Origin of the sequence: Natrinema hispanicum (assembly GCF_004217335.1) — an archaeon.
GTDB lineage: Archaea > Halobacteriota > Halobacteria > Halobacteriales > Natrialbaceae > Natrinema > Natrinema hispanicum.
In genome coordinates, this window is record NZ_SHMP01000008.1 from 60,674 (window position 1) to 87,663 (window position 26,990).

Below are 26,990 nucleotides of genomic sequence, written 5' to 3' on the forward strand. Positions count from 1 at the left end.
ATAGCCTCCAAGAAACGAAGAAAATCACGGTCCGCGTCCCACGCGCGTTGATCGAGGGTGCAGACTCCGTCGCTGAACAAGCGGGGCAGACGCGTAGCGAGTTTGTTCGTGACGGGATACAGATGGCAATGGAAATTCAAGACCAAGAGATGGAAGAGGCATTTAATGACATCATCTCTCAAGCAGTCCAATCACAACCGGACAGCGAAACAGAGAGTGATGTCGAGTTTCTCAAAGAACGGATTCGAAAACTCGAGTCCCTGCTCGAAGATAGTATTGACAAAATTTAGTTTGCCGCTGGGGTTCATAATTGAATAGTATCGAATCTGGTGACTATTCCAGAGTTCGAAATTACCAGCGGACTGCCGTTCAGTAGCCTGTTACTGGTCGCGGGTGACGAACCACCAGTCGTAGTAGTTGAGTTCGTCGTCGTCAGCAGCCTCGGCTTTGCGCGCTTCGGCGTCCGCCTCGGTACCCGGCGGCGACAGGAGAACCTGGTCACTGAATTTGTCGTTATTCGGCCAGTCAGCGGGAGCGGCGACACCGTCGTCGTCGCTCTTCTGGAGTGCACGCAGCGAGCGGAGGACTTCGTCGATGTTGCGGCCGATCTCCATCGGGTAGGTCAGGCGCAGCCGAACTGCTCCCTCCGGATCGATAACGAAGACGGTGCGGACGGTTGCCGTTCCTGCACCGGGGTGGAGCATGCCGAGTTGCTGGGCGACTGTTCCCTGATCGTCGGCGATGATCGGGAACTGAATGTCGACGTCGAGGTTCTCGGCGATCCACTCAGTCCACTTGATGTGCGAGTGGACGCGGTCGACCGACAGCCCGAGCAGTTCGGCGTTCAGGTCCTCGAACTCCTCGCGGCGCTGCTCGAAGGCGACGAATTCAGACGTACAGACCGGCGTAAAGTCACCCGGGTGACTGAACAGGACGAGCCACTTGCCCTCGTAGTCGTCGGGCAGCGAGCGCTCACCCATGCTTGTCTCGACGGTCAGTTCAGGGAATGTATCGCCAATACCAGGTACGTCAGTCGTCGCTTCGTCCATTTGAGCTGTGTGCTTCGTCATCTACAGTTTTTCTTTGGGTAGTAGGCTACTAAAGTCCCCTTCTACGAACTATATTTTCTCATTCTACAACCCCTATCCCCAGAGTATAACACATAATTTCTGGTTGTTTACTCGAGTGATCGTATTATCGATCAAATTCGGGTCTATTCGATTCCCACATAACCACCGAGTGCGGTTTGGGTGGTGCCAGATCGGGTGGACATCATAGCAGAATATCTTCCATTGTCGGAGTTTACCACGAGCGAGTCAACTGACTCGAGGCTGGCCAGTCAGTCATCGGAACTAATATTCGGTGCGTTGATTCTCGGTGGAATAAGCGCGATGGAATTAGTGTATGAACGGGTGTAATTACCGAATCGAGTGTTCTGGTTCTGCTGTTAATAAAGGAGGCGTACACCCTCATCAACCTGGCAGAGAGTATCAGAGAAAGACTCGCAAGTGAATTGCTTCAACTCCCTTTGAGTGAATCAGTCGGTAAGTAGAGGTAAAGAACTATTTGATTCTCAGTTAAACAGGAGGGTGTTTGATTATTGTGTAGTAGGTGGTTTATTTCTAGATTTACCAGCACGGTACATTATAATAGCCACTGCTTCGACAAGCAGAACAGGTAGAATACTACCCACGATAAACATAGCAACAATACTCAGAATAAAGATGCTACCGGCTAAAACAAGCGGCGAGCGGCGGTTTTGAGTTGTGGCCTCACGATACACGAAGCGTGCGATGAACGCTTGGATGACAAGGTAGATGGGAGTACCAATTCCGAATGCAGGCATACAGCGAATACCTTATCGAGAAAACATATGTTTTCGGGTTATCGTTCAGTTTGCATACCTGCTTATCGGACCATTCACCGTAGAGGAAGCTGTAATCAACACCGTGGGAAGACTTCTATGACACCCTCTCAATAACGTATAGCGCGGCACATAGTTGCTGCTCTCCTCGAGCATGACGGCGGCAGTCAACTCGAGGCCATCGACACTCTCGAGATCGGATAGACGCCTCTCAGTAGGATGGTCCGGAAGGATCTCAAACCGCTTGGATGGGCCAGGGGTGATGGCCGCCAAGCGGGGCGAGACAGAGATGAATAAATGATTGGATCTGCCCATGTCGCGCGGGTATGAACGCGACAGTGAGTATGTTCGTCGACATCCTTATCAATCCCCTTTCGATTCCAGCACACTCAGAATCGTCCGCTGCTGGTCGTTCAGACCCCAATTTGCGACGCTATGCGTATTCCATGCACTCAGTTGAAGCCAATAGCCCACGAAACTCGTGGATGTCCGGCGTCTGTTCGAGCCGGGTCACTCCCACGTCCACCGTGCGTCGAGTATGCGTCAGAAGCCCTCGCTTGGTGAGGCCGGGGGCTCCGCCTCGAAGAGGCCGAACTCCACGATGTTCGTTAACTGGTAATTCCATACGGCCCGCACGATCGCTGACAGCCTAAGAGGGGTAAATCCAATTAAATTATTTCCATCAATGTAGTAGAGTTCGTATATATGAAACTCTCCGTGATGGGAACACCAATTGAGGTCACGAAAGGGACTGTCATCACGATACTCATTGGGCTTGCTCTCTTCACGTTCGGCGGGTATGACTATGCCCAGCAGTCAGCGGCGGTTGACGATGCCGTGTCCGTCGATGCAACCATCGTTGAATCGTCTATCACACAGACAGACGGTCGAGGTATCGAGTATGATGTTCACGTCACGTATACCTACTACTATCAGGGAACCGAATACACAAGTGACCAGTTGTTCCCTGGTGATATTAGCCCGCTGTATGAGACGAGATCGAAGGCACAATCCGTAATCAAGCCCTACGACTCCGGCACAACGGTCACTGCGTACGTCGATCCTGACGACCCGAGCGAGGCGTTCTTGGAGCGACAAACAACACAGGGCCCACTCATATTTATCGCGTTTGGCGGACTCTGGATACTCTTAGCTACTCTTGATGCCATCGGTGTGCAAAACCCTGGCCAGGAGATAGAGCTACGACCAGAAAGCGAATACGGGTCAACACGGTATCAAACACTGTTCGGAATTGACCGCGATACAGTCAACCACCTCAGTAAGCGTCTAGCCATAGCAGCACTGATCATTCTGCCAGTATCACTAGTCACAGCGGTACTTCTCGTGTTCGCCTCGTCGGAATCGGCTGACAGTCCCTCGCCATCAATGGACGTTGAACTGTCGGATCCGATCGGAGTCCTGTTTGTAACGGTGTTCATTGCGATCCTTCTACTAATCGCGGCGGCGTTACTCTACGGAATCTGGTCATTCACCGAGTACCGACGGCTTCGTGAGCGAATGCCAGAGCCACGTCCGCCGAGTCCGTTCAAACACCCCACACGGCTCGTTACGATCCTCCTCGCAAACGATGATCTTGACACCTATGGCACACGAGTCAAGCGAACCGGATTCGCATTCGGGGTAGTGATCTTCCTTATTGGCGTTCTCTTAGAAATACTCGTGTTCTGATAGCAGCAGATCACTGAGCTATATTCTCAGATATTTTAAGTGAGGTTGCTATGGACTTCTTTCCAAGATCTTTGTATATTCCAGAGTGACTTGTTCTGCGATTCCACCCTGCCCAGGGAAATGAGGTTTCCTCGCTGACTACATATGACGCCCTGGAACGATCAACAGCTACGTTGTCGAAAGCAGCGTCGACGGCTACTCAAAAATAACGTTCCGTGGTCCGTCAGTTGGTCGAGTCAGTTCGTGTGATGTCGTACTGGAATTCCATCACATTCTCTGGCATGATCTCAACTGACCAATTGCCAGCTTCGGGATCCGTGATTCGGTAGACGAATTCTTGCTGGGCGGTCCCAGTTGCGTACTCACCGTCTTGTAGCTGTGAGCGACTATCTCTCTCGGCTAAACTGACGTGGCCGCTGGTAGATCGTTCAACACGTTCAGCATCGATCTCGGTGCCGTTCGGAGAGATGAACGTCACATCGAAACCCGAAGATGGGCTGTCACCGGTTTGGTACCGGTTGCGTGCCGACAGCGTAAGCGTCACATCCTCAACGTCGTCAGCTACCTCAAACTCCTGTTCGAAGGGTTCCGTTGGTTCTTCCCACACTTCGACGTTGAAATTGATCTGCTGCCAGTAATCGTTTCGATCAGGCCGTGCAGGATCCTGAATTCCAAGGTCGATCTCGGCATCATATCGGCCGCGATCTGCATCGCTTGGCGGTGAAATCGTCACCTCGACAGTCGTCGTCTCACCTGGGGGAAGCTCGGTTGGCGACGTAATATCGAACCAGGACTTCTCAAGCGACTGACCGGCGCTGGGACGGCGGACACCGTCTCGAACGGTAACTTGCGGGTTCAGTGGGACTGCCTGATCGCCAGTGTTTTCGATGACGATTTCGTGAGATGTGGTGTCTCCAGCCTTTACTTGCGTGTGTTCATAGCTGCCCGATTTGATCGCCACTGTCGGCTGTTTGGACACCTCGAGATTGAGGTTTGCAGCGTGGACCGGTCGGGCTGGGCCGCCAGGATACGAAATCATCTCATCGGTAAAGGCGAGTGATCCACTGTAACGGCCGAGGTCTGCATCTTCGGGGATTTCGACGGTTGCATCCACTGTTTTCGTCTCGCCTTCCTCGAGAGTCAGCTCGTCATCGCTAATCGAGACCCACTCCTCGTTGATTGGGGGCTCTTCGAGAGTGTGGGTGTACAGATGTGGGTTAATCGTAATCGCTTCATCTTCACCGTTTTCGACATCAACACTGACAGTCTCAGACTCGCCGGGCTTTAGCTCTAGACTCCGGTACTGCTCTTCGACATACAACTGAGTGTAGTTTGTTGGAGAATCGTTCTGTTGGGAACTACTATCGACGCTTGCTGGTTGTGAACTATTCGTCTGAGGGGTCATACCTGCGGCCGCAGCTGGTACGAGTAGTGCCACTGCGAGCAGGAGAGGAAGGATTGTACTCCGATTCATACTTCGATTTGGGGACTCCTTGTGGCCATTGATATGTTGGGCGGCTTAGGAGTCAATTCAGCCGTTTTAGTTACTATATTGAAATAGTTACGATTTTATTATTTATGTTGATGAGTAATAACGCGAGCGAGGGAGTCTACCGACAACCACCATCCGAAAGGGCAGAGAAAATCTAGTACTGATTTCGAGTGCTAATAAAATAGCAGTGAGTATTGATGTCAAACAGCGCTGTATGACCACATAGATGACGATCATTACTCATACAGACCGTTGAGTCGAGCGGCGTGATGATGTGACCCGGCGACGATGACGACGAATAGCACTGTGAGTACTGTGCCGTATGGGTGATCTGGAGTGCTTTCGCGATCGCTGCGGAATTGCCCGCCGCAGCCATCGCCTCGGCGACCGGTTGCTGGTAGCCCGGCGCAAGCACCCAGCCGCCGATGAGTCCGTGTTGGATCCAGCTGAAGCCTGTCGGGACCACGACGAGCACTCTGTTTATTCTGGACAAGTTATCTAAGATTCTAATCTAAGAATATATGATTAGTATCTAAGCTTCCATAATCCTCCTTATCCAGCGATGAACTGTATGAATACTATGCAGATCTAGCTAAGAACGGTAGATCACAACTTACCAGACTAACGTTCAACCGGCCATGGGGAGGAGAATATAGGGTGGGGTGATTGACAGAAAACCTCACTCGAAGTCGTAGCCCCACTCTCGGAGCTGCTCAGCGAGCTCATCGAGATGCTCGAGGCCAACGAGAAGTGCCGCCTCGCGAAGATCGGCCTTCTTTACCGATTCTCCTAAGACAGCCTCGACATCCCGTTTTCCCTCACGCTGGCGATCCAGCGTTGACTGCTGGAGATGCAATTGGACAGTTTGGGCACGCCCGTCGGTGATACTGTTGCGCTCGTAGATCCAAGGAAGGACGGTATTCGAGGGACTATCAGATATCGTCTCGCTCCCATCGTTGTCACGACCCTGATCACGGTCGACGCCGGCCTCGGACGCATGATCAGGCTGAGCTGTCGACGTTGACGCCGATGGCTCGAGCGTGGCTGGTTCATCCGTTCCGGCATCGCTGCCGCCAGAACCGTCGTCTGTGTCACCACTGCTGAACGGATCACCGGCGCTTCCGCTTTTGAACCCCGTCATGCTGTCACCTCTTGCTCGAGCGCACCAGGCTCAGGCGGATTTGGTGCCTCAATGCCAGCCTCCTTCTCGAGGTAGCGAGCCAGTTGATCGAACTGGGCGAGTGTTTCGAGCTCGTAGTCCCGTTGGCGGGCACGATGCTCACGGACGTATTTGAACGCTGAACACTGCTGTTTCCAGCAGCCTTCCATCATCGATGTCCGGTCGTTGATAACCTCCGGTGTTGGGAACTCGATTTCCTCGATGAGTTCCTTCTGGTCGTTCGTCCGCTTGAATCCGTTCGGGACTGCGGCCAGAACACCGACGTCAATATTCAGCTGGTCAGCGAAGTTACTCGCGAGTTCCTCGAGACCTTCGACCGATGCCCGTCCCTTGGCCGAGGGCTCGACGGGGATCACCAGATTTCGCGTTGCGAAGATGGCGTTGTAGAGGTGATCCGACTCGGTCGCCGGCGGATCGCAGATCAGGACATCGTACTGCTCCCCAACGCCAGCATCAGCGAGGACGCGCTGCAGTTGGGCGTAGATATTGTACGCGTCGCCGAAGTCCTCGGCTTTCTGCTGTTCGCGAGCGAGGTGATCTGCGAGATCCGAAAGCATGTTGTGCTCTGGAATGATGTCGACACCCTCCGACGTTCGGATAAGGTCTTCAAACGGCCCCTTCGGCGCATTAACCATGTGACGGACGAGGTTGTCCGCATCGCTGCTGGCACGGTCTTCGTCGACACCGAGCAGCCGGCTGAGGTCGCCGTCCTGCGGATCCAGTGGGACGACCAAGACGTCGAGGCCTGCTCGAGCGTGCGCGACAGCCAGATTCGCTGTCAGCGACGATTTTCCGACGCCACCCGCTTCGGAGTACACCGTGTACGAAAGCATGAGTGTCTCTTGTGAGTTACTAAGATAAGAAACTACGCAAAGCACCCAAGAAATATACCTAAGTTAGATCTCTCAGATTCACATCTAAGATTCTTAGCTAAGGGCCTATGGCTACCACATAAACTGTAGCGTCTTAGGGACGGAGAGCACGATCACAGCCAAGGCGTTCATCTTAGAGTAGTATCTAAGATTCTAAGGTAAGGCGCGTATCTATGGTGCCAATAGAGAGTGTAGCAGCGTGAACGAGCGAGGGACTATATATAAGATCTATCAAGATAGAGCAATGGCTCTCACAGACGTTATACTGATAGAAGAGAGGGCTCAATCATATCAAAGAAACGTATCTTAGAACTATGTCTAAGAATGTAGTATTAGAATCTTGCCTAAGTCACTCACCTAAGAGATACGTCTAAGAAGGCTAGTCTATATAATATCACAAACTCATTAAAATATATTACATTATGAAGAAATAATATTATCAAATTTTAATGAGGGCGGTGGGTGGAGCACAAATCGGTTGCAGTTCGCGAGAGGCAAGTAGTCCGATCTCGGAGAGACGGCGATGAAAACGAAGTCGCGTTCGGTCAGTTACTACGGGCGTTATATTCGATGTCGACGTTCGCGTTCCCGCTGAGCTGGAAGTCAGCGATGTCGCCGTCGAACCAGTAGGCATCGAGTCCATCGTCGACCTTCCCGCTGACAGAGCGGCCGTCGATCTCGTCGCCAGGATTGACCGACGCGTCGCGATAGCTCGAAGTAATAACTTCGCCATCGACGCTGAATGCATACTCGGTCCTGCCGTCGGTATCGGTTCCATCGATCACGATGGCGTGTGGCAGCAGTTCCTGCTCGTTGTACTGCTTGGGATCGATCCGCTGGTCGTCAACATACACCTGTGCCGAGCCGTCGAGGAAGGTGATGTCGGTGAGCGTCCCGGAGAACCGGAACCGCTGGGCAGCCCGCTCGATCGATCCCTCGACCGTATTTCCGGACGATACCGTAGCGTGGGCTGCCGACTCGTCGCCCGAAATCGTCTCAATCGCCCCGTCGACGGAGATTTCGTAGTTCGCAGTCGTTCCGTTTCCGACCAGCGTCAGCACGTGTGGCTTCTCCTGACCGTAGTCGGCGAGATCGACTTCCTCGCCGTTGATGAACACTCGCGCGTCACCGTCGACGGTGAGTTCCTCGAGGTCGCCCGCAAAGCGGAAGCTATCGCGCCAGCCGGCGACGCTCCCCGAGATGTGGCCGCTCTCGATGGTGTCGCCGTCGTCAATCGTCGCTCCCTTGATAGTCGCTTTCTCGGCAGCCCCGGAGACCGTAAACTCGTAGCGCGTGCCGCCCGACGTGCCAACGCCGTCGACTAGCAGCGTGTTCTCAAGGGACTCTGTGCTCCCGTCAGCGCTCGAGGAGCCACTTGAGGGCGTGTTGCCGCCACTGGCAGCCGCTTCGGGGCTTTCGGGACAGCCATCCGGGACGAAGTGCTCGGGGCCGCTGTGGGTCCCGGTACCGTCGTCAGTGTACACGTGGTCCATATCGATGGACGGTGAGTTGTGCGTGACGATACTGCCACCAGCGCCGTTGGTAATGACGTGGGTGTTTTCGATCGTGGCACCGCCACCGTAGTTGCCAGACCAGACCCATATTCCTCGATTCGCGGCTCGCGTTCCACTCTTGTAGACAACCGAGTCAGTGATCTTGCAGCCGTTGTCACCGATGCGGAACGCCGTGTGGTGGTTGTCGTAGGCATAACAGCTGTCGATGTGGATCGTACCACCGTTGCCGTTGTACGCCGGCGCGGATCCGTAGATTCCGTTACACCCAGCATGACCGAAATGCACGTTCTTGACATCGAGGTGGCCACTGTGGTCGGGATCGACCCACATCATCAGCGGGCGCTCGTTCGACGGTCGATCGGGGTTGCCACGTCCCCAGAAGATGTTCTCGAGCGTGGAGGTGCCGTCGCCGGTGTCGGCGATCCCGAAGACAGTCCCGCTGTTCGGTGCCGTGCCCGTCGCGCCGAGCGTTCCGCGGAACCCGATGTTCCGAACGGTCCAGTTCGTTCCCTTGGCGATAATCGTGATCGTATTCCCGTTTCCGAGATCGATGAGCTTGTTTTCCCAGGTCTGGCCGGAATCGATGGTGACCGTCTGTCCGCGTGCCTCGATAACCTCGTAGTCATTCTCAGCCGCGCTCACCGCACCCGTGCCAACGCTCGCAGCGGCTGCCGTCGCGCCGGCTAGCTTCAGGTACGACCGTCGACCCATCAGACTGGTGTCGTTCCGTTCGTCGGTACTCGCTGTCTGTGCGGCGGGACCCGCAGTGTCCCGTCCCGGTTCGTCGCGTGCCATGCGATCTGAGAGGGGACACTACCGAACTATAAACTTTCCCACCCCAGAATCAATAGAACTTCGTGATTTTAATAAGATCTGTATCGGAATTCACTGCAATTACCGGCTCCATTCTTGATTTCTTATACAGAAAATCGAGAGACGGCAGCGAGGCCCCGAATATACTCCATCCTGGTCGACAGTATAAAAAGAGCATATCGATATCGCCACTGTCTACACTCGAGAAACGACCGTAAACACCAGAATCGTGACCTGACGATTCGGCTGTCGAACGGGGCCATTGATACTGTCGGACGAAACGATTTGCGTGTCGATCGCGCTCGAACGGCTGTTCACTGACTGATGGCTAACAGCTTCGACGGTTAGCTGAAGACAGCATCGCATCGCGATTCGAGCACGCTCTGTGAGGAGTGGATGTCGTCGATGACGGACGTAATCGCAAAGAGACGGTACACGGATGTCCGATCGTGCTCGGGATACGAATCGAGGAACCGACGGAGTTCGTCGGTCACGAGGACATCGTCGACGGCCTCACACTGTTCGATCTGTGTGCGAATACAGTCGACCGTATCCGGTTGCAGCTGTGACTCCGTGTCGAGGCTGTTGAGTGATTTGACGACTGGTCGCACTGCATCGAACAGCCATGGATACCGCGAGAGCAATTCGTCTGCGAATGCCGCAACTTCGTGGCGGGTCGACGAGACGGGCACGCCGTAGTCCGGATGTGTCAGATCCGCCGCTGCAGGTTCGAGTTCCTCGAGGAACGTCCGATACAGGTTGTAGCGAGCTTTCTGGTCGGCCGGGCAGTTCATCGCATACCGGAAAAATTCGATCGAGTAAAACGGGGTCGTGCTCCAAAAGAAGAATCGATTACGATCCTCTCCTTCGAACAGGAAGTTAACGCCCCGCTCGTAGACGAGGAAGTGGACGTACTTCGACGCTGGATCCGTTTCGGGATACATGCGGAGGCGGTCGCGAACGCTCCGGCGAATCGACTCCGCCGACAGCCCCGTGATCCGAGCCACTTGCTCGAGTGAGAGAAACGAGTTCTCCCGAATAATATAGTCGATCAGCTCCGAGTCGTCCGAAATCGGCTTCGCGGGAGTGAGATCCGGGAGGGCTTTGTCCCCGCCGTCGCCGGTGACGTAGGTGAGGCCGGCGTCGTACTCCTCGCGGAGTTGCCGAAAGAACTCGAGGATAAACGAGGTCAGGAGGCCGATTTGCCCATTTTTCGTCTTGATGATTCGATCGAGATCCGAGCCGTTCGGCGGACCGACCTCGTACCGACGCCAGTCGACGTCGAACTCGTCGGCCAACTGCTGGGCGATTTCGACATCGGATGGTGGCACGAAGTCGTCGGACACCATTGTGGCTGCCGTCATTGGGATTCCCTCAGCGTGGTAGCCGGCCAGCACGGATCGGGAGTCAAGTCCGCCGCTCAACGAGAGTACGTCACGAGTGCCATACCCCGACCGCTGTCGGCAGGCCTGTTTGAACCGGTCGACGAGTTCGGCAGCGTTTCGCGTTCGGCTTCGGTCTTCGAAGGCCGGGTCGCCGAAGTCGAATCGGTGTAACGCCGTCTCCGTGACCGCACCGCGCTCCGGATCGACGGTGAGTTTCGTCCCTGGACGCAGTCGATTCGCACCGTGGACGAGCATCCGATCACCAAGCGAGTAGCCAAAGAGGAGACACTGGGCAATGCCCAGTGGATCGAACCCCTCGATCGGCGCTTCGTTGATGAGATATCGCAGCTCTCGCGAGAACAGCACCGTCTCCCCGTCGTGGAAGTAATATGTTGGCAGGCGAGCAAGCGGGTCATTGAGCAGTCCGAGCCGATCACTCTCCTTGTCGGCAGCAACGAGCAGGAACTCGCCGTCAGTCTCGAGGAGCCACTGGGTCAGAAACTCGTCGTCGCCGTCGGCCGAGAGAACGTGTGCGCCGACCGTCAGCAGTTCGCGCTCGAGTGCCTCGTCATCGCGATCATAGATGTGCCCCTCGAGACAGACCCACCGATCGTCGTTCTCGACGATCCGGATCGGATATTCGGGATACGCTGTCGTCCCGATCGAGTGCGACGCTGACTCGAAGACGACGTCGGCTTCGTACCGATCGGTGTGAACGAGTGGCTCGAGCGAGTTGGCGAACGACTGCTCGTCTATCGCAGGTGTTCGCCCAGTGATGCCGACCATAGCAGTAGCCGTGTGAGCGGACACCATTGTAATGTCGGCGTTTACGAGTCTCAGTTAGTGGCTACAGAATGCGAAGCCGTCGCGCTGCTGCGTTTCCATCGAGCCAACACAACAGGTATTCACAGTGAAAATCACACGCCATGACGGTCTCGACACTCGTCGCAAATCAGTCCGCTGAACCACTTTCGCTCGCTGCAGGCATGGCAGAGTTGATGCCATTCAAAGACGAGATCAATCTCTCTGTCCCCCGCGTTTGTGTTACCTCTGTCCCCCATTCCCCTATCTGTCATATATTATGTTCAAGATAATAACGTTTGCCGTGGCAAAGCGCTGGGCCATTCGTCGGTAGCTTGACGATCTGCGTAAGAGCGACCCCACGGACCCGTTGTCTGACGCTCATTGACCCAGCTCCCTCCGGTGCGTTTCGAGTGGTCGCTCTCGGCGCTCGAGGCGAGTCAACGTCAGCCCTGCAGCAGTGAGCACGCCGGCGACCGGCAGGATATGGAGCGGCGTCAGGTCGGCGTATAACCCGCGGGCCGGTGGCGTCACGAGGGTCCGACAGCCGACGAGGATAATGACAAAGAGCGCCCCACTTAGCGTGACCGTCGCCGGGCGGTCAGCCGGTGACGTCAGATAGAGTGTATACGCACCCGCGCCCGCGAAGAGGGCGGTGAAATACAGTTGGAAGTCGGTCACCGGAAGTTCGGTTCCAAGCACCAATCCGAGTGCGATGACGACCAGCGCATAGCCCATTGCCATGGTGAGCGTCATCGAAAGCAATGCCCGGCCATAGAGCAGCGTGAGACGGTGCATGAGTGTTGTCGCCACAAAAAGGACGACCACACCCGGGAGATAGATCGACAGCACCCAAGCGTTGGTCAATGAGAGGACAGCGACCATCGGCACGGCAACTACGCCACCGAGTCGAAGTCCATAGCGTGCGCGGGCCGCTTCGACAGCGAGCGCACCGGCGAAGACGACCGCGAGGACACCCAAATCCGACAGGATGGTCGGCACCATCATTCGACACCTCTCGCATCGGCACTGGAACCCGGAGCCATCGCCGTCAGTGGTTCCAATTCGGTCGGAACGTTCAGACCCGTCACCGGCAGCGACAGGCCGCTCATCGCAAGCGTGCCAGCGACTGGAACGATCGCATCCGCGGCCAGCGAGGCCAGAACCAGTGCGCGGCGATGAATCGATGTCCGCTGGCTACTGAGGCCAACGGCAGCAATCGCCACTGCAACGCTGCCCAAGAACACCGGGTGGACACTGACGGCCACGAGCGTAGCGAGCGCTACCAGCGAAACGACGACCACGCCGCTGAGTCGCAGGCCGGTCAGTTGCATGAGCGCGATACTCGCCGTGAGCCCGAGGACTGTCACCAACACTGCGCTGAGCATCACCGGTCGGTCCCCCCAGCTTGCGTTTGGCTGCGGTTCTCGCAGCCGCCTTTGTCGGTCCGGTTCGTATCGGCCGCCGCGTCAGCGGCACACTCGGGCCACTCGAGCGTGAGATCACGCTCAGCTTCGATCTGGATTCCGTCTCCACTGGCGTCGATCTCGATCGTTCCCGTCACCGTGCCACTGACTGGCTGACTGGCCGCTGGCTCGATCTCGACGGTGACGTCGATTCGCTCGCCAGGACCGAGTCGATCGCCGGACATGTCGAACTGGAACTCGTCGGCTGCGAGCGTGACTGTGATCGGCTCCGGGAGTTGGTTGATCACGTCGAACGAGACCGGTGACTGACGAGCGTCGCCCTCAAATAGCAGGCCGCCGTCTTCGACTCCGTCATCGGTCAGTCCGAGATAGGCGTCGGCATCGTCGACGACCGCGACACGAATATCACGATCGGCTTTCGCGGTCGAGAAACTAGTAGTGTCGACCGCGAGGACGCTACTCGAACCGACGATCATCGCCAGTGTTGCGCGTCTCGTCCGTTTCATAGCCCTCGTGTACTCTCGGAGACTCGTTCCGATATCGAGCGTAACGCGTCCACTCGTCGACACATCAGTTATCTCGTGACCGGTCGTGGTACTCGAGTTCCACGTCCGGTGGTTCCTCTGTAATGCCGAGCCGGTTTTGTCGCTCGCAGTACTGGTGTGCGATCGCGGAGACGCCGAAGGAGACGATGACGAACACGAACCAGGAAGACGGCGAGAGCTGACTGAGCGGCGTCAGGCCGCTCGTCGCGACCAGGTACAGCGCGCCGGTCAGTCCTGTCAGTCCGAAGTAGTACGCGCCCCAGGGAATCTCGCGTCCGCGAACGACGTCCATATAGATTTCAACATCCTCGAGTGCTGGCGTCGGTTTGACTGTGCCCCGGTCGCGATCGAACTCAACGACGCCAGCGTCGTCCATCTTCGGGAGGTGCGTCTGCTGGATCGCCGTGTAGACTCGCTTGCGATCACTACTCGATACCTTCTCGTACTCGAGACCGTCTTCCCAGGCGGCGATCTCCTGTGAGAGATCGCCGATGTCGACCGTGTCTGCGTCTCGCATAAGCGTATGCAAGATGTATCGTCGTCGCCGGTTGGACAAGAGCGTGAAAAGCTCGTCTTCGGTGAGTGCGTCGCCTTCCGCCCCCGATGAGTCCGTTTGCTCGTCGTCTGTGTCTAACTCTAGCGTATCGGTCTCTTTGGATGTCTCCGCTTGAGTTGCCCCCATTACAGGTCTACCATCCTACATTACCCACTAAAAGTATTACTAATTAATAATTGGTTGACTGCCAGATCTTCTATAACCGACGAAATTCGGGTTCTCATCGAATTTGAGTCGGCCGGTCAACGACACGACTACCGTCTAGATGGTCGGTCAACCGGCGATATACCGGTTTTCGAGGGTCGGTCAGACCCAGTTTGACCGCCAGTCAACCGCACCGATACCGGCTCGCGGTGGTCGTCGACCGCGAGTCAACGACAGTCCGACCGCAGTTTTCACTGACTCAAGTGGTGGTCGACTCGAGTCGACCTGTCCCATACACCCGCCCCGATTTCGGTCGGGCGTGTGTTGACCACTGGACACCAAAAATTGCGATCGACTCCACGACTGTATTACAATACCCCTTGCTGGACACGGATGATCTGTGATCCCCGCGGCGGGGATCTGGGCGACGACGAGCTGACGTGGCGCGATGAGGTGTGGTCGCCCGTGAGAGACAACCAATACGGAGAATCCAACAATGCAACGACGCAAATTCGTCATCGGAATGGGAGCACTGGCATCGGGAGCAGCTGCGGGCATCGGAACTGGCGCGTTCTCGAGCGTGAGCGCAACACGAAACGTCGATGTCGAGGTCGCCGACGACGCGTCCGCCTACCTGCGACTGCAGGGAACTGGCGGTAACAACTCGGATTACGTCACCGACGACGGGGACGGCGGTACGCTGACGATCGATCTCAGCTCGAGCAACAGCGGAGATGTTTCCGGCGGTGGTGAGGGTGTCAACCCCGACGCAGTCACGAAAATCGATAACCTGTTTACCGTCGAAAATCAGGGGACTCAGGAGGTCGACGTGAGCATTTCCAAGTCCGGAGACAATAAGGGGCTCGTCGAGTTCTACCCCAACGCTGACTACGACGGCGATTCGCTCTCGGACAGCGCCGAGACGCTCGGAACTGGTATCAGCACGGATGTCAGCATCAAAATCGACACGACGGATGCAGGCCTCAGCGACGAAACCGAACTGCTCGACTCGGTGACCTTCAACGCGGTCGCGACGAACTAACAGGGCTGGAACGTCATGGAACGACGAAAATTTGTCCTGAGTGTCGGCGCGCTCGCCGCCGGTGGCAGCCTCACGCTCGGCACCGGCGCGTTCAGCAGTCTCGAGGCCGAGCGCGACGTCGCCGTCAACGTCGCCGCCGACGCCAGCGCGTATCTTGGGATTCAACCCGGCGATGGACCGAACGGCAACTACGTCGACACGACATCCAGTGACGCGCTCGCGATCAACCTCACCGGCGATAATAACAACATCGGTAATGGACTCGCCGGTGGCCAGGGATTGAACGCGAACGCCATCACGGGGATCGAAGACATCTTCCAGGTCAAGAACCAGGGAACCCAGGAGATCGAACTCAAGATTGCCCCGATCGCCTTCAGCGACGTCGACAGGACCGGCTCAGAGGATAAAAGCCTTGTCGTCCTGCTGGTGCCACAGATCGGTCGGCTCGAGGTCAGGTATGACCTGTCGTGGGAGCCTTCGGTGAACCTCATGTCCATCTCGACGCTGTCACCCGGCGACAAGATCGAGTTCAGCCTGGTGGCGATCGCACTGCCCGACAGCGCAGTCGACTCGGTGGCTATCGACGACGAAATCGAACTCACTGCGGAGGCGATCTAACATGGCAGACGACACACCAACGCTCACCGATTACGAGGAGACCGCCGATGTCGAATTCGACATGAGCGACGAAGAGATCGACCGCGAGACGATCAACGCGGAACTGGAGCGACTCTTCTCCAGTTAGGCGGCCGACACTGACTTTTTTGCCCGTCGGCGTCGCTCACCCAGCCACGATCGATCCTCACAATCGGGCTATCTCGTCGCTGATCTCGACCAATAGTTCTCGACGATCGTCTCGCCGACCGTTTTGGATCGCAAATTGGCGTCCTCGCTCGTTTTCGAACGCAGCCGTGGCTACCCGAACCTACAGCCTCGCATTAACTTCCGGTTTGACGACCGCGAGACACCTCAACGGCTGTATTACAATGGTCCGTGGCATGTCCGGATACTCTCGAGTAGCAGCTGAGTGCCGCCCGAAACAGCCACGCGGGAAAACAGGAAGCCCTCGAGCCATGGACGGAACACCGATACGACGCTATCTTCGAGCACTGGTCGCCGCGATCGATGATCGACAGCCGGACGAGCGAACGGGAATCGTCAACAGAACACCGACTGACCGACGACTCTGGCTTGCCGTCGTGGTCGCGATCGGTGCCGATCTCGGAACCACGATCAGCGGTCTCACGTTCGGGCTCGAGGAGTCGAACCCTGCGGGGGTACTCGTACTCGACAGTGTGGGTGTGCTCGGACTTTTCGGGTTGAAAGCGCTGGTCGTCGGGTTTGGACTCGTGGTCGCCGCTGCCGTCTTGCAAGCGCCGGATCGGATCGCCCCCGATTACGTCACGCTCATCGTGCCGGCTGGGCTCGCAAGCGTCTGGCTGCTCGCCGCGACGTGGAACGCCTACCTGCTGGCGAAGGTCCTGGTCGGTGCCTGAGACGGGCTGCTGTCCAGATGTCCCGGTGGGCCCGCACTGCGGGGTGCGGTCCCACCGGCCCTAACCGATAGGAGTTCGTCTGACAGCGTGAGCAGTTCCTCGTCACTCCAGGACACAGGGTCAACAGGAGCAATACTGGTCGCTCGAGTTTGAAAACCGATCGTTGACCATGCCCTCTGGTCGGTCAACGATCGTCTTACAATGGTTGTGGCCGACCATTATCGGATCAATACGATCAGCAGCACGAACTAGTTATCTATCAATAATTACAAATAGATGGACATGACTTGGCTAGATAACGGATGATGCGGCGGAGGGTCGAACAGGGGCTACAGGGGGTGGTGCTCGTCGTACTCGTTTCGCTCGTCGCGGGACAGGTACTCGGCCAGCCGATCCTGCTTGGGTTCGTCGAGACGGGGAGCATGGAGCCGACCATCGAGACCGGCGACGGCTTCGTCGCACTCCCGAGTGAGGTGACTGGCGAGCCGGAGCAGGGCGATGTCGTTGTCTTCGAGGCAAAAGAGATCCAGGGCGGCGGACTGACGACCCACCGTATCGTCGAAGAGACCGACCGGGGGTATGTGACGCGCGGGGACGCGAACCCGTTTACCGACCAAGACGGCGACGAGCCGTACGTTCAGGATGCCCAGATCGTCGCCGAAGCGTGGCAGGTAAACGGCGAAGTCGTGACGATCCCAGCGTTCGGGACGGCAGTCATGACCGCAAGCGACACACTCGAGCGCGTCCAGACGCGGCTGGCCGTTACACTCGGCGTCCGGAGCCTTTCGGGTACGTCGGGACTTGCGCTTCCGATTCTCGGTGTTTCGATCGTTCTCTACGTCGTCGAGACGATCCGCGAACGCCGGGAGCCGTCGCTCGAGTCGCACACTGACGACGAGGGCGACGACTGGCTCGATCCCCGATTGCTCTCGGCTGGCTTCGCGCTACTGGTCGTCGTCGCGGCTGCAGCGGCGATGATCGTGCCGGCCGGCACGCAGTCCTATGCCGTCATCAGCGCGGAGTTCGAGTCGGAGCGACCAGTCGTGATCGAGCAAGGGACAACCGGCGAGATTCCCTATCCGGTTTCTAACGGTGGGTTCGTTCCCGTACTCTCCTATGTCGAGCCCGGCAGCGACGACGTGGCCGTCGATCCCGGCCGGATGATCGTCGGTCCACGCGAGAAGACGACGGTGACAGTCTCGATTACGGCTCCCGAAGAGACGGGTCACTATCCAACGTATATCACCGAGTATCGCTACCTGTACGTGCTCCCGGCACCGGTCATTGACGCCCTCTATGTGTTCCACCCATGGGCACCGCTCGCGACGATCCTGTCGCTGCTGGGCGGTGGCACCTACGTCCTCGGGCGTGCCCTCGCTGGACCGGGCGACGTCCGCTCGAGACGAGCGGCGATCCGAAGCCGCTGCAGGGAGACGCAATCGATTGTTCGACGGCAAGACTGAGACACACATGACATTCCTATCGACAGCAACAAGCGAAGCGGGGGATGAGGAGCGACGGCTGCGGCTTCACGTTTTGCTCGAGAAGTATCGAACGATACTGATCGTCGCGTGCATTGTCTTCGTGGCGCTCGGCGGGTGGTTGAGTTACGGCGCGTACGCGAATCCAGGCGAGGAGACGACACAGCAACGTGAGCACGCTTGGACTGCGACGGGCGACGTCGCACACGGCGTCACGGTTACGGAGCCGAACTCGGTCTATCCGACTGGAACGCGACTCGAGAACGAGTCGCTGTACTACACGGCGATCAGCCCGACGATCGACGGCGAGTTCGTTGGGGGATACGAGTCACGGACTGGAGACAGCGTCAACGTCTCGCTTTCGGTCGATCTGGTCTACCGCGCGGTCGAACCTGACGGCGAGGCTGTCTATTGGAGCGAGCGAGAACGGGTCGTCTCAACGACCAGTGAAGACGTCAAGCCGGACGAGAACGTCACTGCCGCGTTCGCTGTTAACGTCAGCGACGTCGCAAGCCGGATCGACGAGATCGAATCCGATTTAGGAGCCAGTCCAGGAGAGACCGAGGTCGTACTCGAGTTCAACCGAGAGATCGAGGGGACCATCGACGGCGAGCAGCGATCGGTCGCGAGCAGCTATCGGGCTCCGATACACGTCGAGGAAGGGACGTACTGGATCGAAAGTGCGAGTTCGTACGATGAGACGTACGAGGAATACAAGACCGAAGTTGTCCCTGCCTCGGCTGGCCCACCACGGACCGTCGGTGGGCCGGTACTCTTGCTGATCGGCGTCGGTGGTCTTGGAGGACTCGCGTACGCTTCACGACGTCTCCCCGAGGTGACGGCGGCCGAACGCGAGTGGCTTTCGTACCGCGACGACCGCGACCAGTTCGAGGAGGTAATCACGACCGTGGCGTTGCCAGATGCAGCACTCGAGGGACCGCACGCGAACTCGGCGACGCTAGCGGCGCTGGCCGAGTTCGCAATCGACGTCAACGCTGCGGTCGTCTTCGATCCGGAGCGGGGGCTGTACGTCGTCCGCCACAACGGGATCGTATACGTCTTCGAGCCACCGACACCCGCGTCGGGAGCCGACAGCAGCGACAACACGGATTCCGGCGACGACGAGCAGATTTCGTTCATCGACGCGTCCGATTTAGTATCACCGAGCGAGGACGAGGCGTCGAATGGCGGATCCACATCGAAGTCCGATACTAATCCCTCGCAACCGAGGGCTGATGACCCGGGTATGTTTGACGGACTCGAGACACCACCAGATGAGACCGATGACGTCAACTCGAGCGATCGAGACGCACGTATAGACGAGGCGGAGTCGGACGTGGCCGATATAGACGACACGTCCGGTGGCGACTGATCGAACTCGAACGATTTGCTGCCATGGTATTCGTTTTCCATCAGATTTATAATGATAGATTTCTAAGCATTAGATGGCGGGAGACACATAGGGTGGCACTCTGCCACCGACCCAATCTGATCCGAGACATCGCTCCCGCCAGTTCGAGATCAGTTGTCCCAACAGTCAATTGCCAGCTTTCCCCCTCATGATCTCGACTCTTCCGGTGGAACCCACCGACGGGGGCTCCAACGTCAGCCACTGGCTGGCGTTTCTGATTGCACTGTCTCCACGAGTGGGTCGTTCCCGCTTGCGTGAACTCTCTAGAACGTACGATTTTCATCGAACTGGCAGCGGCGCGTTCTAGAGCATTCAGGCAGTCGTCGGCCTCGAGAGCAGCGATTCGAAGATTTTCTTTTGTGCGCGACGGAGGTGTTGATGGAACGTCGCCGGCGCGATCTCGAGTGAGTCGGCGATCTCCTCGCCGGAGGCATCGCGAGGCCACTCGAAAAAGCCTGCGTGATAGGCAGCATCGAGGGCTGCTCGCTGGCGGTCGGTGAGTTCGTCCGTGAGCACGTGACGGACACGTTCAGCGGTGGTGTCAGGACGCGCAGTTTGACGGTGTTTTAGCAACTCTGCGGTCGGATAGGTCGTCTGGACAGCGTCGATGACCTGTCGGATATCTGCACCTGGGGCGAGGTGAAGCGTCATCTGATAGCCATTGTCGTCGATGACAGCGCTTTTGACGGCACCACCGAGTGAGGCGAGCGTCGACAGCACCGGCGGTTCGGAAAGCCGAAGTTCGAAGTTCGTCATCCCGTCGGTAGTCCGGTAGGTGACAGCAGTCCAGTGAGGGAGTGCATCGACGAGCCCATCTAAACTCTCGATAGCGTCTTCAGTGACTGTCCCGTAGACGAGGAATTCATCGTTCTCGATGGGAACTGTGTGGTCAATCGTGATCGAGCCGTCGGCTGGCGTATCGGCCCCCGTGACGTCGAAGATGTCGCGGATGCGGAACTGGAGTTCGACGACATCGTCGCTCATCAATGCCCGCTTGCGCTCGGTGGCAGCGATCGCGTGGCCGATCACCTCGCCCAGTTGACTGATAACTGCCCGCTCTTTGCCCTCGAACGCGTTCGGCCGGTCGGCATAGACGTTCAAGACTCCGTAGACGGTGTCCTCGTAGCTGATTGGGATCGCCGCCGACGAGCGGAAGCCGTACTGTTCGATATGGTCGCGCCACGGGTCGTGTCTGCTGTCAGCCTCGATATCCTGTGTCGTCTGGATCTCACCTTCGAGAATCGCCCGCCCTGTCGGTCCCTTGCTGCGCTCGTCGTCGGGATCGGCGGAGATCGTGATATCATCGAGATAGCCCTCGACGCCGGCCTCCGTTCGCATCGTCACCGTCTGTGAAGCGATATCGACATCCCCGATCCACGCGAACAGGTACGACTCTGCCTCGGCGAGTCGCTCGCAAGCTACTTGCTCGATCTCCGAGCGTGTCGACTGGTCGATGACTTCATCGGTGATGCTGCGGACGACGTCGTTGAGATTGTTCAGTGCAGCGAGTTGCTCGCGCTGGCGCTCGAGGACCTGTTCGTATTCTTTGCGCTCGGTGATGTCCTGTGCCGCGCCGCGGAGGGCGATGATCTCGCCGTCGTCTCGAACGGGCTCACCGATACTTCGGATCCATCGCTGATCACCAGCAGCCGTGAGAATCCGGTTTTCGATATCGTAGGCGTCCCCGTCTTCGATCGCACGGTCGAGGGCCTCGTTGAGATGGTCCCGGTCCGCCGGCGGCAGATGGTCGAGTACCCACTCGAGATCGACCTCCTGATCTGGCGAGCGCTCGAAGATCCGGTAGACCTCGTCGGTCCAGTGGAGGGCTGGAGGCTCGTCGGTTAGGTCGAGTTCCCAGGCACCAACGCTCGCCAGTTGCTGTGATTGCTCCAGGAGCTCCGTTGTTCGCTCGAGGCTGGTCTCCCGTTCGCGGAGCTGGCGCTCGTGTCGCTTGCGCTCGGTGATGTCGGTCGCGTACACCGAGAGGCCGGACGCCGAGGGATACACGCTGACGATCTCCCAGATGTCAAGCGGCGCAGAGTAGCGTTCGAAACTCGTCGCGGTCTGGGTGGCCAGCGCCGTCTCGTATCGGTCCCGGAGTGGGTCATCGTCGGGGATGGACAGCGCCTGCCAGATGTTCCTGCCCAGGAGTTCTGACTCGGAGTGGCCCAGCAGTGTTTCGGCACGGTCATTGACGTACGTAAATTGCAGGCCGTCGTCAAGCGCGTAGAACGCGTCGTCGATCCGCTCGAACACTGCTTCGAGTTCGGCCTCGAGGTCGTTGTGTTGGCGCTCGAGGTGCTGTGCTTGCGCTTTGAGTTGCGTAATATCGGCTGTTGTGACGATGACGCCGTCGTCGAGCGGTTCGGCGTTCACGGAGAGCCATCGCATTTGGCCATCACCACTGTCGACCTGTATGTGCTGATCGACGACTGACTCGCCGGTCGCGAGTACTCGAGCTGCCGGTCGCTCTTCGTACGGCATTTCCTCGCCATCCTCGTCGAACAGGGGCACGTCGCCGAGCACGTACGTCGTCGGATCGTCTCCACTCACTCCGAGATACTCGGCGAATCGGCGGTTCACGCGGCGTATTTGGCCGTCAGCATCAAAGATTCCAATTCCGATCGGACTGGACTCGAGGACGCGCTCGAGGAGGGTTCGTTCCGTACGATGGGCACGCTCCGAGCGCTTCTGGTCGGTTATGTCGTAGTAGAGTTCGATGCGCCCGCCGGCGTACGTCCCAGACTCGATCGGTTTGCTCTGGTGTTCGAGCCAGCGCGTCTGTCGGTTCTCACTCGCCGTGACGCGACACTCGAACTGTTCGATGTACGTATTATCCTCGTAGGCCGCCAGCACGGTGTCAGCAAACGACGTGCCGTCTGCGACGGCCGAGGCAAGCTGATCCCTAATGAGGTCGCGCTTGTTCTGACCGAGTGCATGCTCACGCTCGAGGCCGAAGTACTGTTCGGCCGTCTCATTGAGCTGTGCTACCTCGAGATCTGCGTCGATAACGAACAGCCCGATTTCGGCGTCGTCGAGCACGTCGCTGACTGGGAGCTCGGCACCGGGCGGTGGCTCTCCATCACTGGTCGATCGATCGGCCGCTGACGGTGGCCGCCACCAGACACGGGCACTTGCACCGACCTTTTTGGTCTCGATCCGGTCGTGCTCGACGAGTTGCTCGAGTCGGCTGTAGGTGCTCCGTCGGCCGAGATCGAGTTGGTCTGCCACCTCGGTTGTCGTCCGCGGTTCTCCGGAGCCACCAAAGCATGCAAGCGTTTCCCGGAGACGCTTGGTCAACGCAGAAGCTGTCATTGCGCGCTCTAGAGCGAGTCTGGTAAATAACTCCTCCGCCGGTGGAAAGACCCCGGTATGGAAGGCTGACAGTCATTCCGCTCGCCCGTCTCGAGCGGACCACAGCAGTAAGCCCGATCCGTTCGGCGCAGACCACCTAATCGTATCTAGTATCTGCGTCCCGATGCTGGGTCACTGTGAGGAATCCCACCGATTTGATAGTCTAATAAGCGACTCAGACATTGGTTTAGGCCGACCTAAATCGAAAGTGATTAATTAGTTTAGGCTCGCCTAAATCTTGTATGTCACAATCAGAGCGACACGGGTTAGCACAGCTACGTGTGGTATTTGTCGTTGGAATACTCTGTTGTTCGCTGCTCGCCGGGGCAGGACTCACTACTGCATCGGCATCGGATGTCTACGTCACCGTTTCCGACGTTACAGTTTCGAACGACGAACCGACAACTGGTGAGGCTGTCACAGTCACGCCGACAGTCAGCCTTTCGGGCCAGAAAGACGGTGGATTCGAGGTCACGCAGGTTATTTTGACGGCTCCTGACCAGGGGCGAGTTGACGAAGCGGGCGATCTCGGCGTCATCGCATCCGGTGAAAGTATCGATATCCCGCTTCAGACGACGTTCGACACTGCAGGCGAAAAGCGCTTAGTGGTGAACGTGCGCGGAATTAGAACAGACGCAGACGGGAGTACGCAGAAGATCGGTGTTATCAAGCGGCCGGTCTACGTCAGCGTCTCCGAACCCTCGTCCAATCCGGTGACGGAACCACAACTGCAGATCGATACTGACCGTGCAGTCGCTGGATCCGACGTCCCGGTCACGGTAACGGTGTCGAACGGCGACGACAACGCGTTGACTGACCTCGTTCTCCGACTCGAGAACAACGGAACCGTCGAAGACCCAACGCGGATTCGTCCGACGCTCGGTGCTGAAAACATGACGACCTTCGATTTCAACGTCCAGCCGCAAAAAGTCGGTTCTAACAGTCTCGAGGCGACGTTGGCGTACAATAGTGGAAGTCAAGTAACGGCTATTCGGTCGATTCAAGTCGAACCATTACGCGAAGACGTTGATCTGTACGCATCAGTGCTTGAACAAAATGGATCGGCGGTGCTTCAGTACCGTGTTACTAACCAGGGGAACGCCCCAATTGACGATGTATCGATCTCGGGGCAAGCAGACGACACGCAGTTGCCAGGTGCAACGATCGGGACTGTCAACGCAACGGCTGCTGAGACAGTGACGATTCCGGTCAACAACGTACCGGTCGGGACTGCCGAAATCGAGGCGACGTACACGGTCGGCGACCGCACAGCGCAGACGAGCCAGACTGTCGACATTACGGAATCGACTGCAACGAAGTCCGAAACCAGCACCAACGGTGAACAGTCGATGACCGCAGCTGGTGGGTTCGGGGGCCTTCCGTTTACAGGCGTCAGTATCGTCCTCATAGGCCTCGTTAGTGTTGGCCTCGTTGGCTATCGACAGTGGGATCGGTGATCGAGTTGGGTTGCTAATACCAGGGTGCTATCGAGACAGCTTGGACGTGCGTACAGCACTGTGGGACAAACGCCTCGCGTTCAATTGAGGCGCTAAACTCCTTCCTCATACTACTGGACAGCAGTCAATACGAAGCCGGTCGCGAATTCGCGGCCGTCCCCATAGGTGACGGCCGCATACGTGCGGCCGGCTTCACGTCGTTCTGTCCAGCAGTATCAGCAACCGCCGACCGAAGAGCAGGCACGAGTAGCGAGGGATCCAGCGCCGTATGGACTCCTTTCTCACGGTCTCGAAGAAGGAGGAGCGAGGCACTCCGAATCACCGTCTTCAAAACCGCTCTGTGATTCTGACGGGCTGTGAAAATCATTACGTAATTTTTGAGTGTCTGTGTGGACTGCGCTCCGGGTGTCTCACTCCACTGTGTGGCTCAGGCAGGCTGGGTGTCAAGAATGGTCACCCAATGGGTGGGATTATCAGCCTCGTGATTACTGGCAGCCCAGTTCGCATCAGCCCACTCCGTGAACGTCTGGCCAAACTCGCACTTGTCACACCGTAGTTCGTATGTCATATGAGCACATTCAACATGGTGGGCCTTAACAGTATTCCAGTGCCACCGTTGGCCGGTTCTGTTTTCCCCTCGAGTCTCCAGGTATCGTCCGAGTAGCCCCACATTCTCAAGAAGAGTTCACGTTGCACGGCGTTACCGTCGGGTTCGGAGTCGGCGAAGTAGTACCACAAAACATCTTTGAGCCGGGTTTTCTATTTTTGCTCTTCGAGATAGCCGTCATATCGATCAAAAGAGCAGTATTTGCGCTGAGAGACAGGTAGTGATCGAGGTCCAAGACTGGGTACTGATACTGCCGGATAGAACGACGTGACGATCGGTCGCTCTGGTGCGGCTATCACCGGTGAAGACGGACGCGAATTCACGAGCGACTTCGTATTGACTGCTGTCCGGTAGTATTACAAGTGGAATCGGAGAATGTTCTAGTACTTGGCCCCGAGGCTATTCACGCGAGCGTTTAGATCGGGACGAGATACGTTGCGATACGGGGAATCGAACAGTCGGGCTGGTCACCTGATGATGGTAACTGGGACTGGGGCGCGCTTGAGAACGCTCTGGGCGACGCTGCCGAGGAGGACACGGGTGAGCCCTGTGCGGCTATGCGAACCCATTATGATCAGATCGATATCGTGTTCGTTGACGTACTCGATACTCTCATCCGCTGGTTTGCCGAAAACGTATTCAGTCGTAACGCGAGCCTTATGCTCAGACGTATGTGTCCTCATATCTGCGAGTAACTCCTCAGCGCGATCCGTTACGCGCTCGTCCAGTTCCTCAGCCCCGACCATCGCTTCATATCACCTCCCCAACCACAACCGGGAGGGCAACCAACAGTATCGGCGCGATGAGCAACGAGATGACGTCCCCGATGAATGCGCGGCGGTCCTCAACGAGAAGATCGTCAACGACGGGAACGATTCCCGCTCGACCGATCGGCTGTCAGTAATGCCCAAGCCCACGTCCACGCGCCTTCCTGCAGGAACGGACCCTCCTGTTCGTAGATCGACCAGTTTCGCGATGAGTTCCTTGATCTTCCCGTCGCCCTCGAGGTGGTCCAGTCGATCGCGACGAGACGCCGGCCGCTAGAACAGTCATAATACCTCATAGTTAATAATAAATACAATATATTATTTTCAATATGGGTTGATTTACAACACTATGACTGTGATAGTGAACGATCCACTCTACCGCTCGCTTAACGGCTTGCGGGCGGGTAGAGTAGTTCACGCCTCGAATCCGTGTTCGCCGACGAGCGGGACGAATTGTACTGCCCCGTAGGGGACTTGTTCCACTCGGCCATCGCGTTTTTCCACCAGCGTCAATCGCTGGATCTCGTCGTCGATTGGAATCGGAACCACCATGCGTCCGCCATCGGCCAGTTGTTCGAGTAGGGGATCGGGGATGTCTGGGGCAGCGCAGGTCAGATATATACGATCAAACGGTGATCGATCAGGAAGTCCGCAAGAACCGTCGCCGACGATTACCGTGACTTCATCGTAGCCGGCTTGAGCGAGATTTCGACGGGCCATGCGAGCCAGTGTCGGAAGACGTTCGATCATGAAGACATTTTTCTCGCCGACGATCTCTGCGGTTACCGCCGCATGATAGCCGCTCCCTGTCCCGATCTCGAGCACTCGTTGCCCCTCTCTGAGCTCGAGGAGTTCCGTGATGTCCGCAACAACGTGCGGGGCGCTGATCGTCTGCCCCTCGCCGATGTCGAGTGGCACGTCGTTGTAGGCTCGATCTCGCGCCGATTCGGGGACGAATTTCTCGCGCGGAACACTTCGGAGTGCGGCCGCGACTTTCGAGGAGTACACGTTCCTCTCTGCCCTGAGTTTCTCGACGAGTCGTTCGGCTGACTGTTGCTCCGCTTCCATATTCTCTCATCCACTCATGGTCAAT

General features: G+C 57.3%; 24 protein-coding genes and 1 pseudogene. 9 read left to right on the forward strand and 16 right to left on the reverse strand.

The window, feature by feature from the left end; genetic code table 11:
* Positions 1-47 precede the first annotated feature (47 nt).
* On the forward strand, positions 48-290 hold the full coding sequence (locus BDK88_RS18310) for a hypothetical protein (protein ID WP_242611710.1): 243 nt from the start codon (positions 48-50) through the stop codon (positions 288-290).
* A gap of 90 nt (positions 291-380) precedes the next feature.
* Here BDK88_RS18310 and BDK88_RS18315 read toward each other — a convergent pair whose 3' ends face one another.
* The gene (locus tag BDK88_RS18315) at positions 381-1,070 is read right to left on the reverse strand and encodes a peroxiredoxin (protein ID WP_130501608.1); all 690 of its coding nucleotides are present in this window, start codon (positions 1,068-1,070) and stop codon (positions 381-383) included.
* Positions 1,071-1,597: 527 nt separating this feature from the next.
* Entirely contained in the window at positions 1,598-1,846 is a 249-nt protein-coding gene (locus BDK88_RS18320) for a sporulation control protein (protein WP_130501609.1), read from the reverse strand.
* A gap of 723 nt (positions 1,847-2,569) precedes the next feature.
* Here BDK88_RS18320 and BDK88_RS18325 point away from each other — a divergent pair.
* A complete protein-coding gene (locus BDK88_RS18325; protein ID WP_130501610.1) occupies positions 2,570-3,553 on the forward strand; it encodes a DUF3592 domain-containing protein in 984 nt (327 codons plus the stop codon).
* Between the two features lie 223 nt (positions 3,554-3,776).
* Here BDK88_RS18325 and BDK88_RS18330 read toward each other — a convergent pair whose 3' ends face one another.
* The 10 genes and pseudogenes from BDK88_RS18330 to BDK88_RS18375 all read right to left on the reverse strand — a co-directional run bounded on the left by BDK88_RS18330 (position 3,777) and on the right by BDK88_RS18375 (position 14,264).
* The gene (locus BDK88_RS18330; RefSeq protein ID WP_130501611.1) at positions 3,777-4,958 is read right to left on the reverse strand and encodes a COG1470 family protein; all 1,182 of its coding nucleotides are present in this window, start codon (positions 4,956-4,958) and stop codon (positions 3,777-3,779) included.
* Positions 4,959-5,286: 328 nt separating this feature from the next.
* A pseudogene (locus tag BDK88_RS18335) lies at positions 5,287-5,520 on the reverse strand (BCCT family transporter); the annotation flags it as partial.
* A 204-nt stretch (positions 5,521-5,724) separates the two neighbouring features.
* Positions 5,725-6,186 (reverse strand): hypothetical protein, encoded by a 462-nt coding sequence (locus BDK88_RS18340; protein ID WP_130501612.1) that lies wholly within the window; start codon positions 6,184-6,186, stop codon positions 5,725-5,727.
* A complete protein-coding gene (locus tag BDK88_RS18345; protein WP_130501613.1) occupies positions 6,183-7,058 on the reverse strand; it encodes a ParA family protein in 876 nt (291 codons plus the stop codon). The genes BDK88_RS18340 and BDK88_RS18345 overlap by 4 nt, the downstream gene beginning before the upstream one ends.
* Before the next feature lie 584 nt (positions 7,059-7,642).
* On the reverse strand, positions 7,643-9,406 hold the full coding sequence (locus BDK88_RS18350) for a hypothetical protein (RefSeq protein WP_130501614.1): 1,764 nt from the start codon (positions 9,404-9,406) through the stop codon (positions 7,643-7,645).
* 362 nt (positions 9,407-9,768) lie between these two features.
* Positions 9,769-11,595, reverse strand: coding sequence for an asparagine synthetase B family protein (locus tag BDK88_RS18355; protein WP_165397000.1), 1,827 nt, complete (start codon positions 11,593-11,595; stop codon positions 9,769-9,771).
* A gap of 396 nt (positions 11,596-11,991) precedes the next feature.
* Positions 11,992-12,615, reverse strand: a complete 624-nt coding sequence (locus BDK88_RS18360) for a poly-gamma-glutamate biosynthesis protein PgsC/CapC (RefSeq protein ID WP_130501616.1) — start codon at positions 12,613-12,615, stop codon at positions 11,992-11,994.
* Positions 12,615-12,998, reverse strand: coding sequence for a poly-gamma-glutamate biosynthesis protein PgsC/CapC (locus BDK88_RS18365; RefSeq protein ID WP_338143227.1), 384 nt, complete (start codon positions 12,996-12,998; stop codon positions 12,615-12,617). Before BDK88_RS18365 ends, BDK88_RS18360 begins: the two co-directional genes overlap by 1 nt.
* The gene (locus tag BDK88_RS18370; RefSeq protein WP_130501618.1) at positions 12,998-13,543 is read right to left on the reverse strand and encodes a hypothetical protein; all 546 of its coding nucleotides are present in this window, start codon (positions 13,541-13,543) and stop codon (positions 12,998-13,000) included. Before BDK88_RS18370 ends, BDK88_RS18365 begins: the two co-directional genes overlap by 1 nt.
* 64 nt (positions 13,544-13,607) lie before the next feature.
* Positions 13,608-14,264 carry a DUF7344 domain-containing protein gene (locus BDK88_RS18375; RefSeq protein ID WP_130501619.1) on the reverse strand — a complete coding sequence of 219 codons (657 nt, stop codon included), beginning with the start codon at positions 14,262-14,264 and terminating at the stop codon, positions 13,608-13,610.
* A 514-nt stretch (positions 14,265-14,778) separates the two neighbouring features.
* On the opposite strand from BDK88_RS18375, the gene BDK88_RS18380 reads away from it, so the two are divergent.
* The 6 genes from BDK88_RS18380 to BDK88_RS18400 all read left to right on the forward strand — a co-directional run bounded on the left by BDK88_RS18380 (position 14,779) and on the right by BDK88_RS18400 (position 19,673).
* Positions 14,779-15,324: a DUF1102 domain-containing protein gene (locus tag BDK88_RS18380; protein WP_130501620.1), complete on the forward strand. Its 546-nt coding sequence runs from the start codon at positions 14,779-14,781 to the stop codon at positions 15,322-15,324.
* 15 nt (positions 15,325-15,339) lie between these two features.
* On the forward strand, positions 15,340-15,942 hold the full coding sequence (locus BDK88_RS18385; protein ID WP_130501621.1) for a hypothetical protein: 603 nt from the start codon (positions 15,340-15,342) through the stop codon (positions 15,940-15,942).
* 1 nt (position 15,943) lies between these two features.
* Positions 15,944-16,069: a hypothetical protein gene (locus tag BDK88_RS22150; RefSeq protein ID WP_277613488.1), complete on the forward strand. Its 126-nt coding sequence runs from the start codon at positions 15,944-15,946 to the stop codon at positions 16,067-16,069.
* 328 nt (positions 16,070-16,397) lie between these two features.
* Positions 16,398-16,820 carry a hypothetical protein gene (locus tag BDK88_RS18390; protein ID WP_130501622.1) on the forward strand — a complete coding sequence of 141 codons (423 nt, stop codon included), beginning with the start codon at positions 16,398-16,400 and terminating at the stop codon, positions 16,818-16,820.
* A 302-nt stretch (positions 16,821-17,122) separates the two neighbouring features.
* Positions 17,123-18,283: a signal peptidase I gene (locus BDK88_RS18395; RefSeq protein WP_130501623.1), complete on the forward strand. Its 1,161-nt coding sequence runs from the start codon at positions 17,123-17,125 to the stop codon at positions 18,281-18,283.
* A gap of 7 nt (positions 18,284-18,290) precedes the next feature.
* On the forward strand, positions 18,291-19,673 hold the full coding sequence (locus BDK88_RS18400; RefSeq protein WP_242611712.1) for a DUF5305 domain-containing protein: 1,383 nt from the start codon (positions 18,291-18,293) through the stop codon (positions 19,671-19,673).
* A gap of 351 nt (positions 19,674-20,024) precedes the next feature.
* Here BDK88_RS18400 and BDK88_RS18405 read toward each other — a convergent pair whose 3' ends face one another.
* Positions 20,025-23,027, reverse strand: coding sequence for a PAS domain-containing protein (locus tag BDK88_RS18405; RefSeq protein ID WP_242611713.1), 3,003 nt, complete (start codon positions 23,025-23,027; stop codon positions 20,025-20,027).
* A gap of 281 nt (positions 23,028-23,308) precedes the next feature.
* Between BDK88_RS18405 and BDK88_RS18410 the strand changes: the two genes are divergently transcribed.
* On the forward strand, positions 23,309-24,523 hold the full coding sequence (locus BDK88_RS18410) for a COG1361 family protein (protein ID WP_130501624.1): 1,215 nt from the start codon (positions 23,309-23,311) through the stop codon (positions 24,521-24,523).
* A gap of 427 nt (positions 24,524-24,950) precedes the next feature.
* Here the strand turns inward: BDK88_RS18410 and BDK88_RS21400 are convergent, their stop codons facing one another.
* The 3 genes from BDK88_RS21400 to BDK88_RS18420 form a co-directional block, all read right to left on the reverse strand.
* Positions 24,951-25,091: a hypothetical protein gene (locus tag BDK88_RS21400; RefSeq protein ID WP_165397001.1), complete on the reverse strand. Its 141-nt coding sequence runs from the start codon at positions 25,089-25,091 to the stop codon at positions 24,951-24,953.
* 506 nt (positions 25,092-25,597) lie between these two features.
* Complete coding sequence (locus BDK88_RS18415; protein ID WP_130501625.1) at positions 25,598-25,876, reverse strand: universal stress protein; 279 nt, start codon at positions 25,874-25,876, stop codon at positions 25,598-25,600.
* A gap of 435 nt (positions 25,877-26,311) precedes the next feature.
* Complete coding sequence (locus tag BDK88_RS18420) at positions 26,312-26,965, reverse strand: protein-L-isoaspartate(D-aspartate) O-methyltransferase (RefSeq protein ID WP_130501626.1); 654 nt, start codon at positions 26,963-26,965, stop codon at positions 26,312-26,314.
* Positions 26,966-26,990 lie beyond the last annotated feature (25 nt).